At 53.0% G+C, this 19,998-nt stretch carries 1 protein-coding gene; it reads right to left on the bottom strand.

The window, feature by feature from the left end; translation table 11 throughout:
- Positions 1 to 15: 15 nt before the first annotated feature.
- A complete protein-coding gene (locus KTO58_RS05940; protein ID WP_225860082.1) occupies positions 16 to 18,990 on the bottom strand; it encodes a non-ribosomal peptide synthetase/type I polyketide synthase in 18,975 nt (6,324 codons plus the stop codon).
- Between the last annotated feature and the right edge of the window lie 1,008 nt (positions 18,991 to 19,998).

Raw genomic sequence — 19,998 nt, 5'->3', positions numbered from 1 at the left:
TTAAACAAGCATGGATCAGGCGAGGAACAGTTGTTGTCTTTCGCTGATCCTTTTCAAGCAATGTGCGATCAGTTCATGCAGATGGCGGATATACGCCTCTCCGAGTGCGGCGATCGTTGCTGCGTTATAGTGATGGGTGCTATACAGCCAGTCTACGAGCAGTTCATTATCTGCTACTGCGCTATCTACGAAGAGCAGGAAACGCATGGTATAGTCGCCTATCAGGTTAAGTTCTGATGTATTATCGGTGAGGGTGATCCATTGGTGGTGACTGCTTATGTTGTCGGTCTGTCCATGGAAGTTGAAGATGACATCCCAGGGGTCTTTGCCTTGCAGGGCCTGGTCTTTGTTGATGTACTTCAGTACGCCGAATCCGATGCCTTTGTCGGGGACCTGTTGCAAGCTGGTTTTGATGCTGGTGATCAAGGAGCCTTTGTCTGCGGCGGTGCTGGTATCAAGGAGGACGGGTGACAAGGTGGTGAACCAGCCGGTGGTGTGGCTGATATCTATTGCGGTATCGAGATCTTCGCGGCCATGTTTTTCGAAGCCGACGGATACTTTAGTTGTCTGCATCCATTCGCTGAGGGTGAGAGCGAGGGCCGTCAGGAGGATATCTTTTGCATCTGTCTGATAGGCTGGCGACAGTTCCTGGAGTAGTTGCCTGGTGAGGGTAACGTCCAGTTTTACGCGATGGGCGGTCATGTCGCTGATCTTCACCAGTCCGTCGTGTTGTTTGTCTACGTATAGCGGGGTGTATTGCTGCATGGCCTGGTACCAGTACGGGCGTTGCGACAGGAGGCGGGCGCTTTGACCATATTGTTCCAATGTTTGATACCATTCGCGGTATGAGCTGCCTTTGGGCGGGAAGGTGATGACCTGATGGGACTGCAGTGCCTGTAAGATGCGATCGAGGTCATCGAGTATGATCCTCCAGGACACGACATCTATTCCCAGGTGATGGATGATGAGCAGTAACCTATTGGACGCTACGGTGTCGGGCATGAGGGACAGTGCGGCACATACCAGCTGTCCTTCCTGCATATGCAGGCTATGTTTGCAGGCATCTTCGTGTGTAGTTATTGCCTGGGGGAGATCAGCGGCAGGCGTGTCCCGGAGGTCTGTCACTACTACCCTACCATTGTCAGTGCCATATGTTTGTTGCCATTGCCCCTTTATGCGGCGGTAGGCGAATCGTAGGCTATCGTGGTAGTTCGTCAATGCGTTGATGGCAGTTTGTAATATTTCCGGGGTGATGGCTTTATTGATCTCGACGGGTACGTTTTGGATGAAGTGATCGGAGGCGTTGCTATCATCTTCGAGGTACCATTGCTGTACGGGCAGCAGGCCGGCGGTGCCGGTGAGGATGCCTTGTTCTCCCTGTACGAGGTGGTATTGTTGTTCTTCCAGTAGTGCGGCGAGGGCGGCGATGGTCTGGTGGGTGAACAGCTGGCGGGGTTGCAGGACGTATCCGTAGTGTTTGGCGCGGTTTACGACCTGGATGGTGATGATGGAGTCACCTCCTAGTTCGAAGAAGTTATCGTCGACGCCTATGCGCGGTATGCCCAGTAGTTCCTGCCAGATGGTGGCGAGGTGGCGTTCTACGACGGTAGAAGGCACCTGGTAATGGCCGGCGGAGCGGCGGGAGGTATCTTCCAGCTGTTGTAGTTGTTTACGATCTATTTTACCGCTGCTGGTGACGGGCAAGGATGACAAGGCGATAAAGTCTGCCGGCACCATGTATTCGGGCAGTTGTGTCAGCAAGCGTGTCCGCAGGGTATCTTCGAGGGCTGCTACTGTTGTTGTGAGATGTTGTTCGGCTACAAAGTAACATACGAGGCGGCTGTGGACATCCTGTTGTTTGCGTACTACGCAGCAGGCGGCTACCTGTTCGATATTGCTGACTGCATGTTCGATCTCTCCCAGTTCTACCCGATGTCCTCTTATTTTTACCTGTTCATCTTTTCTGCCCAGGTATATGAGATTACCATCTTCGCGCCAGCGTACGAGGTCGCCTGTTTTATACAGCCGGTCGCCGTGATTGCCGAAGGGGTTGTTGATAAAGCGATCTGCGGTGAGGTCTGGTCTGTTGAGGTATCCGCGGGCGACCTGTATGCCACCGATGCACAGTTCTCCTACTCCACCCAGCGGCACCAGGTTGTGGGCGGTATCCAGGACGTACAGGGGGACGTTGGCTACGGGGGTACCTATTACTACGGCGCCATCGGCGGTTACCGGTGTATCGGTGAGGGAGGCGCAGACGGTTCCTTCCGTGGGGCCATACGCGTTAATGAGGCGTATGCCTTTATCCCGGATGTAATTGGCCAGGCTGCGGGGGAGCGGTTCACCTGCGGATACGATGGTTTGCAATCCACCCAATGTGTCTTTCATGGCCTGCAGATAGGAAGGCGGCAGTACGGCCAATGTGACCTGTTGTGTTACCAGCAATGCTTCCAGGGAGGCACCGGATAGTAAGGTGTCTTTGTCTGCCATTATCAATGTGCCACCGCTGAGGAGGGTATTGAATATTTCGAAGCAGGCGGCATCGAAGCCTATGGAAGCGAACTGTAAGGTACGCATGCCTGGTTGCAGTCGTAATGTATCCTGCATACTGAGGGCGAGGTTCACTACGCCGGCATGTTCGATCATCACGCCTTTGGGCTTGCCGGTGGAGCCGGATGTATAGATCAGGTAGGCCAGTTGCTGCGGGGAGACGCGGTATGTTGGTTTCGTCAGCGGCATTGTCCTGGTATCTTCTATCGTGATGTACCTGGCTTGGGGATGGGCAGCTGTGACTGGCTGCTGCTGCTGATCGGTGAGTATGTACTGCGCGGCGGTATCTTCCAATATAAAGGCGATCCGTTCTGCCGGATAGGTAGTATCGACTGGTACGAAGGCGGCGCCGGCTTTCAATATACCGATGATGGCGACGATCAGTTGAGGGGAGCGATCGATGAGCACCGGCACGAGTGTGTCTGGTGTGACGCCTGCATGCAGGAGGGCCTGTGCGACCTGATCGGACTGTTCGTCCAGTTGCTGATAGGTAAGTACCTGATCATCGAAGCGTACGGCATCGCTGTCAGGTGTTTGTTGTACCTGCCGGAGGAAACGCTCCACGATGGTATGTCCCTGTTGGACGGCCGGGTATGGTTTTATCTTATTGAATTGCAGCAGTTGTGTCTGTTCTACGGTGCCGAGCATACGCAGGGCACCTATTTCCTGGTGTGGCACGGTTACTATGGCTTGTAGCAGGTGTTGATAAGCTGTCATCCATCTTTGGATGGTTGTTGCGTTGAACAGGTCGGTGCAGTATTCCACATCTATCTGTAAAGCGGCTCCTTTGGGTGTGACGAAGCAGCTGATATCGAACAAGCTGGTCTGGTGGCGGGATCGTTCTTCTGAGAGTGTTACTCCTGCGAGGTCTGTTGCCGGTGCTGGCGGAGTGTTTTGCAGGAGGAAGACTACCTGAAACAGGGGGTTTCGGCTGAGATCGCGTTGGCCGCCGACGGTTTCCACCACTTTTTCGAAAGGCACATCCTGGTGCATGAAAGCGTTGAGGGCCGTTGTTTTGACCTGCTGGAGGAAATCGGTAAAAGAGCGATGTGCGTGCAGGCGGCTGCGCATGACCAGGGTATTAACGAAAAAGCCTATCATGTCTTCTGTTTCTTCCTGTGTACGACCTGCTACACCGCTACCTACAGCGATATCTTCCTGGCCACTGTAGCGATGCAGGAGTATCTTAAATGCAGCCAGTAAGGTCATGTACAAGGTAGTGCCCTGTTGTTGTGACAATGTTTGCAGCTGTGCTGTCAGGGGGGCATCTATGAGGCAGGAGGCGGCGGCGCCTTTTATGCTTTGTATGGCCGGGCGTTCGAAGTCGGTGGGAAGTTGCAGGTCTTCTATGCCATCGAGTTGCTGTTTCCAGTAAGTCAGTTGTGTACGCAGCAGTTCATCGCTTACATATTTACGCTGCCAGAGGGCATAATCTGCGTATTGGAGTGGCAGTGGTTTCAGCGGGTTTTCGTTGCCGGTGGCATATGCATGATACAATACGGTGAGTTCATGTACGAGGTTGCCAATGGACCAGCCATCGGAGGAGATGTGGTGGATGGTCAGAACGAGCATATGAGTTGTCTCATTCCAGGAGAGCAGGTGTGCGCGTAACATATGATCGGCGGAGAGCTGGAATGGCTGTGCGATCAGCGAGGCGATATATGTGTGCAGTGCATCGGTGTCTGCTGCCGGAGGTGGTGTGGTGATGTGCCGGAGTTGCCAGGCATCTTTGTCGAGGATATACTGATAACCTTCGCCGGTGGTATCATTCACTTTGATGATGGTACGTAGTGCTTCATGCCTGTTGACGATGGTCTGCAATGCGGCTGTGAGTGCGGGGAGGTGTAGTTTTCCTTCCAATCGGAGTATGGAAGGCATGTGATATTGTATGCTACCCTGAAGGCGATCGATGAACCAGAGGCGTTCTTGTCCGAATGAGAGCGGTATTTGCGGTGGGCGTTCGGCGATGGTGATAGCAGGAAGTGCTGCATTTCCGTGATGGCCTTCGAGGTATGCTGCCAGCTGTTGGATGGTTGGGTATACGAAGAAGTCTTTGACGGTGAGTTCCAGGGCGCATTCTTTTCTGACGGCGGCTACGACGCGGGTGGCGAGTAGTGAATGTCCGCCGAGGGCGAAGAAATTATCTTGTATGCTGATTTGTTGTATGCCCAGGAGTCTTTGCCATATGGCTGCCAGTTGTGTTTCCAGCGGTGTTGCCGGCGCTTTATATGCAGTATGTTGTCTTCCGTGGACATCCTGCCATTGGGTCAGGAATCGGCGATCTGCCTTTCCGTTGTTGGTAAGCGGGATGTATGCTACGGCGGTAAATGTGGCCGGTACCATATATTCCGGCAGTCTTGCGGACAGCTGTTGGCGGATATCTTGTTCCAGTATGCCGTTGCTGTCGGAGAAGAGGGGATTATTGGCGATACTTCCTGTTAGTGCAGGTATGCTGGCCGGCTGAATGGCACCGGGGTAAGGTACTTTTTCGATCAGGAGATCTACTTCCAGCGGGTCGGCTGCTACGAGGAAGCGATATTGATAGCCCTGATCTGTGACGTATTTCAGTAGTTGTGTGATGCGCATACTTTCTTCGTCCTGTGTATTGACGGCTGTTGTCAGGTCGCGCAGCTGTTGTACTTTTTTATCCAGCAAGGAGGTTTGCAGCCGGCGTTCTTTCCACAGGCGCGGGTTAGGCACTCCTTTCCAGGCGATGAGTGGCTGTTGTGCCTGTAGCTGTGCCTGTGCTTGTATGAAACTATCTGCGCCCTGCCATTGCTGCCATTCCGGCGACAAGATACCGGGGGCCTCTCCTATGTACAACACTACGGTGTATCGATACAAGCTCAGTTCGTTGTGATTGCTGGCCTGTTTCCAGTGGATGGCTACATGGCTGATCTCAGGATGTATATGTTGCAGTTGGTAGAAAAATGCCGGTGACAGGCAGAGTTCTTCTTCTTTCAGTACGTCCTGGTCTGTCTGCCATACAAAGTCTTTTACGGCAGTGTGTGCTGGCAGTTGCTGTATTGCCAGGCGGCGTTTGAAGGCGGAGAGCAGGCGAAGGTCGCGTACATCTCCGATCACGATATGTCCTTTTCCTTTCAGCATGCGGATGCTGTTGCTGATGACTTTTGCGAGGTATTTGCTGCCAGGGAAATACTGTATGATGGAATTGAGGATCACCAGGTCTATGGTCCCGTTATCTTCTCGTGTCACTTCATGGGCGGGGCGTACCTGTAGGGTGGTATGGGGATAGTTGCGTTGTTTTTTGTCGATGTGTTGTTGCAGCTGTGCGGTAGATACCGGAGAGAAGTCGGCCCCGATATACCGGTCGATGTGGCTGGCGAGCTGGAAGTAGATCAATCCGGTGCCGCAGCCTATCTCCATGACGTTGCGCGGCTGTAGTGACAGGATCGTGGAGGTGATATCCTGCAGCCATTCGCGCATTTGATCTGCCGGGATGGGATTGCCGGTGAAGCTATCGTTCCAGCCGGTGATATCGAATTCGGGATCGGCGGCAGTTGTGGTTTCATTTTTCGTGAATGCTGCTTTATATAGTTCCTGCCAGTTGGCTACCTGGTGTTGGTATAGTTGTTCTTCTTTTGCTGCCAATGCTGCCGGGGCCGGTACGTAGTAAGCCGCCAGTTTTTTGTCGGCCGGTGTAGCTTGTTTGACTACTACGCAGGCGTTGGCTACTTCGCTGAGTGTTTGTAAGGCGGTTTCTATTTCTCCCGGTTCTATGCGGTATCCTCTTATTTTGACCTGTTCATCTATCCTTCCCAGGAATTCGAGGGAGCCATCGGGTAGCCAGCGTGTTTTGTCGCCTGTGCGATAGAGCCGGCCCAGTTGGGGATGTTGTATAAATTTTTCTGCGGTGAGAGCAGGTTGGTTGAGATATCCTTTTGCTACACCTGCACCTCCTACATATAATTCGCCGGTGATACCTACGGGACATAGCTGTTGTTGCTGATCGAGTACATATGCCTGCCTATTGTGTAAGGGACGGCCTATGGGTATGCTCTTACCAGGGGTAACATGGCGAATGTGCCAGGAGGTGGAGAAGGTGGTATTTTCTGTGGGTCCGTATCCGTTAGTGAGGCGTATGTCCGGGTAGGCGGACAGGAATTGCTGTACATGTGTTGTGGATAGCTGCTCCCCTCCTACCAGTATGTCGGTGAGGCCACGGAAGATATGTATGTCATCATCTACCAGTTGGTTGAACCAGCTGGCGGTGATCCACATGGTATTGATGTTATTGCGGCTGATCTCGTGTCTTAGTAAGGAGTTGTCGAGCAGGTGTTTTTCCGGGCAGATGACGAGTGTGCCACCGTTGAGCAATGCGCCCCAATATTCGAAGGTGGTGGCATCAAAGGATACGGCGCCGGTGGAGAGCACTACCTGTTGTGGGGTGAGTGCTGTGAAGGATGCTGCTTTCACCAGGCTTACTACGTTGCGATGGGATACCAGTACTCCTTTGGGAGTGCCGGTGGAGCCGGAGGTATACATTACGTATGCGATATCTTCTGTTATGGGAAGGGGCGGCAGGGGGCTATCTGCTATGTGCGGCTCATCGACCAGCAAGCGCCGGAGGTCCGGCGCTGCGGCATGTAGTATATCCACGTTAGTGTGACTGGTGAGCACAAGCGGAGCGGTGGTATCTTCCAGGATGTGGCGGATGCGTTGAACAGGATAACCCGGATCGACGGGTACGTATGCTGCGCCTGCTTTTAGGATAGCCAGTATGCTGACTATCAGTGAAGGGGAGCGATCTACGCATAGCGGTACGAGATGGCGCTGTTGTACGCCATTTTGTACCAGGTATCGGGCGAGTACAGTTGACTGTTCTTCCAGCACGCGGTAGGTTAATGACTGTTCCTGGAATACCAAGGCAACGGCATCGGGAGTACGCTGTACCTGTTCTTCCCATAGTGCCACAATAGATGACATATCGGGATATGGTGCGGTGGTATTGTTGAAAACCGTGATGATCTGTTGTTGTTGTGTTTTGTCCAGGAGCTCCAGCGTAAAGATACGTGCCATGGGATGCTGTACGATGTGTTGCAGCAATGTGATGTAGTGTGCCATCATGTTGCGGATGGTACGTTCGGTGAACAGGTCGGTGCTGTATTCTATTGCTATGGCGGTGTCGTCGTTATGTTCGCTGATGGACCAGAACAGATCGAACAAGCTGGTCGTATGCGGGATGGGGGTGCTTTTGAGGGTCACCTCTCCGAGTTGCAAGGCCGGTATGGCGGGGACGTTCTGCAATGTGAACATCACGCGGAATAGGGGGTTTCTGCCGGTATCGCGGACGCCGGCGACGGCCTCTACTATCTTCTCAAACGGCACTTCCTGGTGTTCGTATGCATCGAGGGTGGTGGTACGTACGCGGGCCAGGAAGTCGCTGAAGGGCAGCTCTCCCTGCACCTGGCTACGCATGACGAGGGTGTTGACGAAAAACCCTATCAACGTTTCTGTTTCTGCCTGCATTCTGCCGGCGATACCGCTACCGACGGTGATATCTTCCTGTCCGCTGTAGCGATACAGTAATACTTTGAATGCGGCCAGCAGCAGCATGTACAAGGTACAATCCTGCTGGTGGGCCAATGTATGCAGTTGTGCTGTGAGCGCGGCACCGATATGAAAGGAGACGAGGTCGCCCCGGGTGCTGGAGAGTGCCGGCCGTTCGTAATCTGACGGTAGTTGTAGTACGGACACATCGGCCAGTTGTTGTTTCCAGTAGGCCAGTTGCTTTGCTCCTCTTTCTCCGGATAGCTGTTGCCGTTGCCAGATGGCGAAGTCGGCATATTGCACGGGCAGCGGCGTCAGTGAGGAGGTACCCTGTGTATCATAGGTGTTGTAGAGATCGAGCAGTTCTTTGATCATGACGGACAGTGACCAGCCATCTGCGGCGATATGATGCATGCAGAGAACGAGTATGTGTGTATCTGTTCCCAATGCGAGCAGGTGTACGCGTAACATATGATCTGCGGATAAGTCAAAGGGGACTTTGATCAGCTGGTCTATGTAGGTTTGTAGTGTTTTGTTATCGGGGAACGTTCTTCCATCTACCTGTTGCAGCTGCCATTGATCCGGACGGAGTATATGTTGCCTAACGGTTGTTCCTTCCTGGAGGAAGACGGTGCGGAGTACTTCATGGCGGTTGACGATGGTACGCAGTGCATCGGCGAGGGCTGTTTTATTCAACTTACCTGAGAGCTGAAAGGCGGCCGGCATATGATACTGTACGCTTCCTTCGAGCTGATCGATGAACCAGAGGCGTTCCTGGCTGTAGGACAGCGGGATGAAGGACGGGCGTTGCGCGGCGGTGATCTCCGGTTGTACGCTCCGTTGTTGCTGTTGCAGGCGGGCGGCTAATTGTGCTATAGTGGGATGATCAAATAGGTCGCGGACGGCGAGTTCTATGTTGAGTTGTTTCCTGACGGCGGATACTACCCTGGTAGCCAGCAGGGAGTGGCCACCGAGGCGGAAGAAGTTATCGTGGCTGCCGATGCGCGGTACTTCCAGCAGTTGCTGCCAGATGGTGGCCAGTTGACTGGCTATGCCCGGCGCGGGCGGCTGGTATTCAACAGTGGATGATGTGATGGTGATCTGTTGTTTGCTTAAGGACTGCCGATCTACTTTACCATTGGCGGTGAGGGGTAATGCGGAGAGTGCTGTCAGCTCTGCCGGTATCATGTAATCGGGCAGTAGTGTCTGAAGTTGCTGACGGATGTGTGTATCTGCTATTTCTTTTGTTTCGCTGGCAGGAACGTAGTAGGCAGACAATACCTTTTCTGCTGATGCTTTTTGTTTTACGACTACACAGCAGGCGGCTATATCAGGTAGTTGGGATATGATGCGTTCTATTTCGGCCGGTTCTATGCGATAGCCTCTTATTTTGACCTGATCGTCGGTACGGCCGGAGTAGCTGATATTGCCATCTGGTAGCCAGCGGGCAATGTCTCCTGTCTTATACCAATGCCCAAGTTGTTGCGGGAGTGTTACAAACCTTTCTGCTGTCAGGGCGGTATTGTTTACATATCCTGTAGTTACGCCATCTCCCCCGATATACAGTTCCCCATCTACCCCTATGGGTACTACCTGTTGTTTTGCATCCAGTATCAATGCGCGGGTATTGGCCAGCGGCTTGCCTATAGGGATGGTGAGGGCGGTATCGTGTATGTAGTCGACGGCGTAGGAGGTGGCGTATACGGTTGTTTCCGTAGGGCCATATACGTGTACCAGCTTGCCGGCACCTATTGTGTGAAGTGCTTTTTGTACGTGAGGGATGGATACTTTCTCGCCACCGAATAATATTTTCCGCAGGGGTAACAGTGCGGTAATATCGGTGTCTACGAAGTTATTGAACAAGGCGGTGGTTATGAAGCAGACGGTAATACCAGCCTCGCGGAATGTGTTTGCCAGTTGTGTTGCATCTGCTGCTACATCGTCTGTGGTCAGTTGCAGGGCGGCGCCATTGAGCAAGGAGCAGAAGATATCGTAGGTGGCGCCATCGAAAGAGTAATTGGACCATTGGAGTACGCGATCTGTTGGTTGGATAGCGATGGGGCCCGGTTCGAATGCCAGTTTGACGATATTCCGGTGTGTGACGGCGATGCCTTTGGGGCGGCCGGTGGTACCGGATGTGTACATTACGTTGGCGACAGTCTGGCCGTCGATAGTAGCGTGTAAGGGGGCGGTACTATAGGACTGTGCGGCTGTTATGTGTAATGTAACGGTTGTATCGATGCCGGAGGTCCTGAGGAGGGCGGCATCTGTATAGAGTACTTTGCTGATGCCGGCATCTTCGATCATGCTCTGCATGCGGGCGGCGGGATAGCCGGTGTGGAAGGGTACATAGGCGGCGCCGCATTTGAGGACGCCCCAAATGGCGATGAGCATGTCGGGGCTTCGATGTGCGAGGAGGCCGATGCGGTGGCCTGGTAAGACGCCATTATCCTGTAGGCAGTGAGCGACCTGGTTGGCCTTTTCATCGAGGGCGCGATAGGTGAGCACCTGCTGACCGGCGACTACGGCTATGGCATCCGGATGTGCTGTTACCCTCTCCTCGAAGAGATCTACCAGTGATCGTTGTGCCGGGTAGGTATGCGTGGTTGTGTTGAAAGTATGGACGAGTTGCTGTTTTTCATTTTCGTTCAGCAGTGGCAGTTGGTATACGGGTAGTGCCGGGTTGTGTGCGGCTGCCAGCAGCAATGTGATGTACTGCTGCATCATGCGTCGGATGGTGGTTTCGAGGAATAGGTCTGTGGCGTATTCTACGCGTATGCTGATGCCTTCGGGGCGATCTTCTACGGCCCAGGTGATGTCGGCGATGCTGGTCTGGCGTATCACCGGTTCGTAGGTGACGGCGGCTGTACCCAGCCGGAGGTCGGTTTCTTCAGGCAGGCGTTCTACGGTGAACATGACATGCAGGAAGGGGTTATCGCCCGGTTGGCGTTCGGGCATGACGGCATCCATCAATTTATTGAAGGGGAGGTCCTGGTATTCATGTGCGTTGATGACGGTGGTACTTACCTGTTTGAGCAGCTGAGAGAAGGAAGGGTTGCTGCTGAGATCGGACCTTAGTATCAGGGTGTTAGCAAAAAAGCCCATGAGCGGTTCCAGCTCTGGCTGGGTGCGACCTGCTACGGGGCAGGCGACACTGATATCTTCCAGTCTGCTGTAGCGGGCCATCAACACTTTAAAAGCGGCGAGCAAGGTGGTGAATAGGGTAACGCCCTGGGAGCGGCTCAGCTGATGTATGTGATGGCTAACGGATTTGTCGGCGGTGTATTGGGTGAGCGCCCCTTTGATAGCACGTACTGGTTTTCGTTCGAAGTCGGTCGGGAGCAGCAGCGGGATGCTATTGGCCAGTTGCTGCTGCCAGTGGGCCAGCTGAGTGGTCAATGCGGGACCTTGCTGTTGCCGGCGTTGCCATACTGCGTAGTCTTTGTATTGGACTTCCAATATGGGTAGGGCTGCGGTTGTGCCATTGGTATATGCGTTGTAGGTGTTGATCAGCTCCTCGAAGAATACCCTGGCGGACCAGTCGTCGAATACGATATGATGGAAGGCCAGGATGAGGATATGTGTTGCCGGGGAGACGGTGATCAGTTCGGCTCTCAGCATGCAGTCTTTCGACATATCGAAAGGCGCGTATATTCTGTCGGATACGTATTGTTCGAGTACGGAGGCATCGTTGCGCAGATGCGGTTCGTCTGTGATCGTAAGTTGCCATTGGCTGCCATCGGTGAGGTACTGATAAGGTGCGCCTTCATCGGTGAGGATGACGGTGCGTAGTATTTCGTGGCGGCTGATGATCTTACGGAGGGTATATGACAGTATGTGTTTATTGACCTGGCCGTTGAGGCGCAATGCCAGGGGGATGTTGTATTGAATGCTTCCTTCCAGCTGGTCGATGAACCAGAGGCGTTCCTGATTGAACGACAATGGTATCTGCTGTGGAATATGGGAGGCGCCTATTTTAGCGAGCAGCTGTTCTTCCACTATATGTTCCCTTGGGGGGATGTTGACTGGCGACGGTCCACCTCCGGGTATGAATCCACCCTGTTGTAAGGCGGCGATGCTGTCTACGAATGCCTGTTCGATCGTGGCTATGTCCTCTGCGGTATGTGCGGCGGAGAGGAAGCAGCTTCTTCCCTCCCATATGTAGATACCATTTGCGACGAGGTGATAGAACAGCAGGTCCATGTTGCTGGTGGTGGTGAAAAAGAACTGGGAGCTGAAGTGTTGAATTTTAACCGGCAGCTGGTGTTGTTCAAACAAGGTAGAGAGCCTGTTGACGAGTCTGGTGGTGCGGGTGTTCAGTTCTTGCTGAAGGGCGGGACCACGATGTTCGAGTTCTGTGAGCATGGCGAGGGAGGCGGCCATGCTTACCGGATGTTTACAGAATGTGCCAGCGAGGAAGGTTGTTTCTGCGGCCGGATAGGAATCATCATCATATTCCCATATGCCGCCATCGACGGCGCGCATACACCAATCTCTGCCAGCTACTATGCCGATGGGGAAACCACCACCGATGATTTTGCCATAGGTTACGATGTCGGCGTTGACGCCGAAATGGGCTTGTGCGCCACCCGGGTGGACGCGGAAGCCGGTGATCATTTCATCGAATATGAGGAGTATATTTTCCTGTGTGGTCATTGCCCTCAGGGCTTGCAGCAAGGCTTTAGGCTGGTATCCGGGGCGGCGGCTCTGTACGGGTTCTACTAGTACAGCTGCCAGCTCGTGTGCATGGGCACGTATCTGTTCGGCGGCGTTTGGGTTGAGGTAGTCGAACACTAGTACATCGGCGATCATGTTATCGATGATACCCGGTGCGATCGGTACGCCATGATTGCTACTCTCCATATCTTCTGCGATGGCCAGGGTGCCATCGAAATAGCCATGGTAGGAGCCCTGGAAGATGGCGATCTTATGTTTGCCGGTGAGGGCGCGTGCGATGCGCATGGCGGACATGACGGCTTCTGTTCCTGAGTTATGGAAGCTGATCCTGTCCATGCCGGTGAGGGCGGCGATGCGGGTGGCGACTTCTCCTGCCATGGGATTTTGCGGGCCAAGCTGGTATCCTTTTTCCAGCTGGCGGTATACTGCCGAAGTGATCACTTCGGGGCGATGGCCCAGCAGGTTGACGCCGAATCCCATTGTCAGGTCTATATATTCATTGCCATCAACGTCGGTGATACGAGCCCCCTGTGAGGCGGTTGCCATGATGGGATATACCAGGTCTTTGGTTTGGAAGCGGAATCCTGCTGCTGACCGGAAGTCTGCCAGTACGGGCCGGTATTTGCCTGTCAGTGCTTTAGAGGTCGCAGTCTTTATTGTATACCGCTGTATGAAGGCCTCCAGGTATGCCTGTTGTTGTGGGGTGAGGTCATTTTCTCCACGTTTGGTTTCGATCTTAGGGAAGATCGCTGCCTGTTTTTTGTGGAGGGTATGACCTGTTGGCCGGGATGTATTTATCTGCTGTACGGGTTGTTGTTGTTGTGCTGGCGGCACTGTCAGTTGTTGCTGTTGTGTTGACAGGGTCGCCGGTGTTGGTATTGCTGCGGTTGGCTGTTGTTGTGTTGGTAATGGCGTAGCTGTCGGTATTGCTGTCGTTTGCTGCACATTTTGCAGCTGGAGTGTCAGCAGTTGGAATTGTTGTGCGATGATGTTAAGATGACTTTGCAGCAGCTGGAAGGCATCTGCCGGTGGCGTTGACGGCTGCCCGTTATTGAATGCTACGGGCGCTGTTGGTGCCGGCGTAACGATGGCTGGTGGTGGTTGTACCGGTGTGGTATCGGCTACGGTAGGTGGCGCTGGTGGTGGCACCGGCACTACCGGTGTTACGGGTTCCGGGTGTGGGAGGCGTTCGGCATGTGTGATGATATAGTCTGCCATGAGGGCAACGGTTGTCAGTTCTTCGAACAGCAATCGCATGGAGAATGTCAGGCCATATTCCTGTTCTACTTTGCGTACGACACTAGCCAGTATGAGCGAGTCGGCGCCCTGGGCGAGGAATGGCGTTTGTACGTTGATGTTGGCCGGGTCTATCTTGAGGAGGCGGGCGAGCACATCGACCAGGCTGTTGATGATGACGGTACGTACAGGCTGCGCTGTTGTTGTTGTCGTGGCTGTTGTTGTTGTCGTGGTGTTAGCGGCAGCCGGTGCAGATGATGCTGCGGCCGGTGTTGCTACTGGTTGTGCTGTTGTTGCGATGTTACAGGCAGCGGTTACCGGTGTTTGTTTTTCGCTGGTGCTGATCCAGTATCGCTGGCGTTGGAATGGATATGCAGGTAAGGTCAGGTGGCGATACGGTCTATCTTCAAAGAACGATTGCCAGTTGACTGGGGCGCCTTTGACATATAGGGCCATCAGTGCCTGTAGCATGGTGGACCAGTCGGACTGGCCTTCGCGCATGCTGGGCAGGGCGGTGCCCTCTTCGAAGGGGGCTGTCAGCTGGGCCATGGAGAGCAGGTTAGGTTGCGGTCCTAATTCGAGGAAGCTATCGATGTTGAGGTTCCTGATGGCCTGTATGCTTTTAGAGAACTGTACGGGTGCGAGGATATGACGGCACCAGTAGTCGACGGTGGTGACTGCTGTGTGGCCGCTATCGCCGGTGACATTGGACACCAGTGGCAGTTGGGGGGTATGGAAGCGGATGTTGGCGGCGACTTCGCGGAAGGCTGGTATCATGGGTTCCATCAATGGGGAGTGGAAGGCATGTGATACTGCCAGTTCGCGGCTGCCGATGCCAGCTTGTTTGAGAGCGGTCAGCGCTTCGGCTACGGCGGCTTTTTGTCCTGATATGACGATGAGGTTAGGGCCATTGACGGCTGCGATGGCCAGTGCGTTTCCGAAGGGCTGTATGATGTTGTTGACGATGTCTTCGGGGCCGAATGCCATGGCCATGCTACCAGGTTGTTCGATGGCATGCATGAGGGCGGCTCTGGCGGTGATGAGGCGGAGGCCATCATGGAGGGAGAAGACGCCGGCGGTGTATGCTGCAGCGAATTCGCCTACGCTATGTCCGGCGACGACGGACGGGGTGATACCCCAGGAGCGCCAGGTATCTGCCAGGGCGCAGCCGATGGCATAGAGGGCGGGTTGTGTGTAGCGGGTTTCGCGGAGGCGGGCATTGCCGGTGGTTTTGTCGTGCTGGTAGAGTAGATCCAGCAAGGAGATATCCCACTGTTTTTGCAGGTAGGCATCGCAATGGTCGATGACCTGTTTGAACACGGCGTTATGTGCATATAGTTCTTTTCCCATTTCCCAGTATTGGGACCCTTGTCCGGTGAATAGCCAGGCCAGTTTAGGGATGCCGGCATTATGTACTCCATAAATGATATCCCTAGAGAGCTGGTCATCGCCGAACTGTTGCAAGGCCTGGCGGAGTGCGGGGATGCTTTCTGCGGCGATGGCGAGGCGATGGGTATGGCTTTCCCTGGTGAAGACCATATTGGCAGCCAGGTCAGGCAGCGGCAAATCATTTTGCTGCAGGTGGGAGCTATAGCGTTGGGCCAGTGCTTTCAGCGCTTTGCTGTCTTTAGCGGATAGGACCAGCGGATAGGACGGTTTGTAAGACGTTGTGATGACGTTAGTGGCGGTTGGCGGTGCTTCTTCCAGGATGACATGCGCGTTGGTGCCGCTGAGGCCGAATGCGCTGACGGCGGCGCGGCGGATGTTGTTGCCGGCATTCCAGGGTGTGAGGCGATCGACTACCTGTACGGGCATGTCTTTCCAGGGGATAAAGCGATTAGGCGTGTGCTGATGGATGGTGGCCGGTATCTGCTGGTGTTGCAGACAGAGGACGGCTTTGATGAGACCAGCTATCCCTGCGGCGGCTTCGAGATGGCCTATATTACTTTTGACGGCACCTAACAGCAACGGCTGTCCGGCATGGCGGTTATTGCCATAGACGGCATTCAGTGCCTGTACTTCTACGGGGTCGCCGAGGCGGGTGCCGGTGCCATGTGTTTCTACATATTGCACGTTGGCTGCATTGATGCCAGCGCGATGTAATGCTTTGTTGATCAGCTGTTGCTGGGCGACGCCATTGGGTGCGGAGATGCCATTGCTGAGGCCATCATGGTTGACGGCGGCACCGCTGATGACGGCCAGTATGTTATTACCATCTGCGATAGCATTTTCCAGTTTTTTCAATACGATCACAGCGGCACCTTCGCTACGGACATAACCATCGGCGCTATCATCGAAGGTTTTACATGTGTCGGTGGGCGACAATGCATTCATCTGGCATAGTTTGACGGTGCCATCGGGGGACAGCATGAGGTTGACGCCACCTGCCAGTGCCATTGAGCAGCCATCGTACAGGAGGCTTTGGCAAGCCTGGTGTACGGCTACCAATGAAGAAGAGCAGGCGGTATCCAGCTGTATGGCCGGGCCGTGGAGGTCGAGCAGGTAGGCGATCCTACCGGCGGCGATGCTACGTTCGGTGCCCAAGCCGGTGAAGGCATCTTCGAACCAGGTGACGTCCTGGTTTTCGCGGATGATTTGTCCATAGTCATCTGCCCCCATGCCGATGAAGACGCCGCTGTCGCTGCCTCTGAGGGAGGCGGGCTGGAGCCCTGCATGTTCCAATGCTTCCCAGCATACTTCCAGGAGCAGGCGTTGTTGCGGGTCCATGGCTTCGGCTTCTTTGGGGGAGATACCGAAGAAGAGCGGATCGAACTGGTCGACACCGGATAGGAATCCACCTTGGCGGGTATACATTTTCCCCCGTGTTCCCGGTGTGCTATCGAAGTATCCGGGGATGTTCCAGCGATCTTCGGGAATATCGGTGATGGCGTTGCGCTGTTCGATGAGCAGGCGCCAGAAGTCGTCCGGGGTGTTGACGTTACCAGGGAAGCGGCAGCCGATACCGATAATGGCTACCTTGTCATCGTCTGTACTGGTGCTAAGCGGATGAGGGGTTGTGTTAGCTGGCTGCTCCTCTCCTGCCAGGTGGAGGGACAGTAGCTGTATGTTAGGGTAGTTGTATACGACGGTATTGTCTACGGGTTGTTGCAGGAAGTGTTCCAGATCTTGTGCGAGGGCGACGGCCTGCAGAGAGGTGATGCCATATTCTCGGAAGGTCTTAACCGGTGATAATACGGCGGCGGTGATCCTGAGTTTTTGTTGCAGCCAGGTTTCGAGCCAGGCGCGGATGATGGTTTGGTGGGGACGTACCCGCTGTTGTTGTGTGACTGCCGTTTGTGCTATCTGCCATTCCTGTTCCTCTATGGCATCGATGGTGCGGATAATTTCGTTGTATATGCCATTGCGGTATTCTTCTGAGAAGAGGTAACGTTTTACTTTTCCGCTGGTGGTTTTAGCGATCTTACGTGTGGGCAGGACATGTTTCACGTCAAGACCCAGTTGTTCGGCGATGAGGCGTTTGACTTGCCGGGCGATGGGAACAAATTTCTCTATGGACAGTTTGAATAATACGAATACGACGATGGATTCGGAGGATTCGTCTTCGTTGGGTACGCCGCAGGCCAGTACTTTGCCGGTTTCTATTCCTTCTATGGCTTCTGCGGTTTGTTCGATGTCGTGCGGGTATACGTTAAGGCCATTGACGATGATGATATCTTTTACACGGCCGACGATATAGAGTGCGTCGTTCCACATAAATCCGGTATCGCCAGTGTTGAGCCAGCCATTTTCAATGACGGCGTTGGTGGCGGTTTCGTTGTTATAATACTGTGATGTTACGCTGGGGCCTCCGACCCATATGATGCCTACTCCCCCATCGGAGAGGATATTGCCCTGGTCATCGGTGATCCTGAGGGTGGTGTCAGCGATGATCTTACCGGCGTTGACGATCTCCATATTTTCCGGTGTCTTTGCCTGTTCTATCATACCCGGTTCGGTGATGTAGCGGCCGACGGTGAGGGCTTCTCTTTTCACGAAGAGGCTTTCGACGGTGCTGTCTGCCGGGGCAAAGGTAACGATGAGGGTACTTTCGGCCAGACCGTAGGCGGGGCACATGGCGGAGGCGCTGAGGCCGTAACGGGATAGTGTGTGGAGGAAGTTACGGCAGAGGGTACCGGCAATAGGTTCGGCTCCGTTGATGATGATCTGTAAGGAGGAAAGGTCCAGGCCTTCTACTTTTTCGGGAGAGAACTGATTGAGGTAATATTTATACCCAAAGTTGGGTGATCCGGTGATGGTGGCTTTATGCTCTGACACCTTCTGAAGCCAGAGCAGTGGGTGGCGGATGAACAGGTCGGTAGGCATCAGGAAGTGTTGGGCGCCGATGGCTAGCGGGTATAGGTGAAAGAAGATCAGGCCCAGGTCGTGGGTGAGTGGCATCCAGCTGAGGCGGCGGTCTTCTTCGCAGGTATGGGTGGGGAGTGCGGAGGTGATATTGGCGATGAGGTTACTATGTTTCAGTACGACTCCTTTAGGATTGCCGGTGGAGCCGGAGGAGAACTGGAGGAAAGCGATATCGGAGGATCCGGCATGATGTATCACGCCGTCACCTATATTATTCCCTGCCTCTTCCACGTAGATGGTGCGATTGGCGAGGGAGGAAGCGGCGGTACTTTTATCATTCAGTTTGCCGAATGCTTCTTTGTTGGTAAGCAGGTATGGATGGTGAAGGAGTTGCCATATGCGGTGTAGTTTTTGTGCATTTTCTCCCTGGTAGGTTACTGCGACGGGTACGGGGATGATACCACCTAGGATGCAGGCCCAAAAGTATTGAATGAATGTTTTATTATCCTGCAACTGCAATACTACTTCATCGCCGGGTTTTACACCTTTGTGTTGTAAATATCCCAGTATTGACAATGCATTATTATATAAGTGTTGATAGGACAAATAATCTTCCTTGTTGGCCGCGGAAATAAAGGTGATGCCTTTATCCAGGTTATTTTTCTGTGCGATCAATAACGCTGTCAGTGTCGGGAGGAGATTGGGTTTACTCATAAAATGTCTGGTATTAACATGGTTTACGCTATGGGGGCCTTTATAGTAATGGGAATACGTATTTGCATACGATGCGGGATGCATGTATCCATTCTATTCAGGGTAAATATCAAGTCATTGGCAGCTGGTACCGGCAATAAGGATGCGGGTATCCGGCGTGGATCTCATCGTTTGTAATCAGTGGTACACTATAAGTTGGATTTAACAAGATGTATTAACATGATAAATGTGGCATCATCTGAGCTGGCATTTTGCATTATCAAATCACTTGTTGCTGGCTAACATAGTTGACTGTGTTTCAAATACAACGGTACTGGTCCTGGCGGGGCCTATTACTGAGCGATTTGAATGAGTTGTTTTTATTTAATAACAGGGTTTATTTAGTCGGGTTATGGGTCATTTCAATGGCGAATCTTTTGTTCACCTTCTGTAAATATTCTCGCTATTTAAATAGTGTTTATTTACGTTGGTAAAGTAAGCAAATAAATATGAAACAGCCAAAACTCCTATGTAATGGCAGCGCATTACTCTACTTTTACAATCTGCCCAAACAAGCCATGACAATACATTTACCAGCTACTCAAATAAATCACTTACACGTTGCAACAGTCAATGCAATCCTATTTCAGTAGTATAAAATGACGGCTATACTTGTCTTGTTGTTGTATGCAATAATGGTCTATGTTATCATCATTTTTGTATACAAAGGCGGAGGTACTGTATACTTTTATATATTCAGCTATTCATTTAACGTATATCTATTATCGATAGTTACGCTGAGGTGTATTTTTTTAAATCGGGCGCTGTTGGCATCAAGTTACCAAGTGCATCGGGACAGGTGGCGGGGAGGCTTGCCAGGTGAAGGTTACTTATAGGAATGTTATACGAATGTTATAGGAATGATACAGGAGAGGTGGACCTGAGGCTATAATTACCTATAAGTCAGCTCTTTTCGCTTACACATTAAAAATCAATTAACTGACAGTCAACACCTTGCGTTGTACACTC

Source organism: Chitinophaga pendula (genome assembly GCF_020386615.1).
GTDB classification, from domain to species: domain Bacteria; phylum Bacteroidota; class Bacteroidia; order Chitinophagales; family Chitinophagaceae; genus Chitinophaga; species Chitinophaga pendula.
Note: the sequence above shows the minus strand (reverse complement) of the source record. Positions and strands in the feature narration are given on the sequence as shown.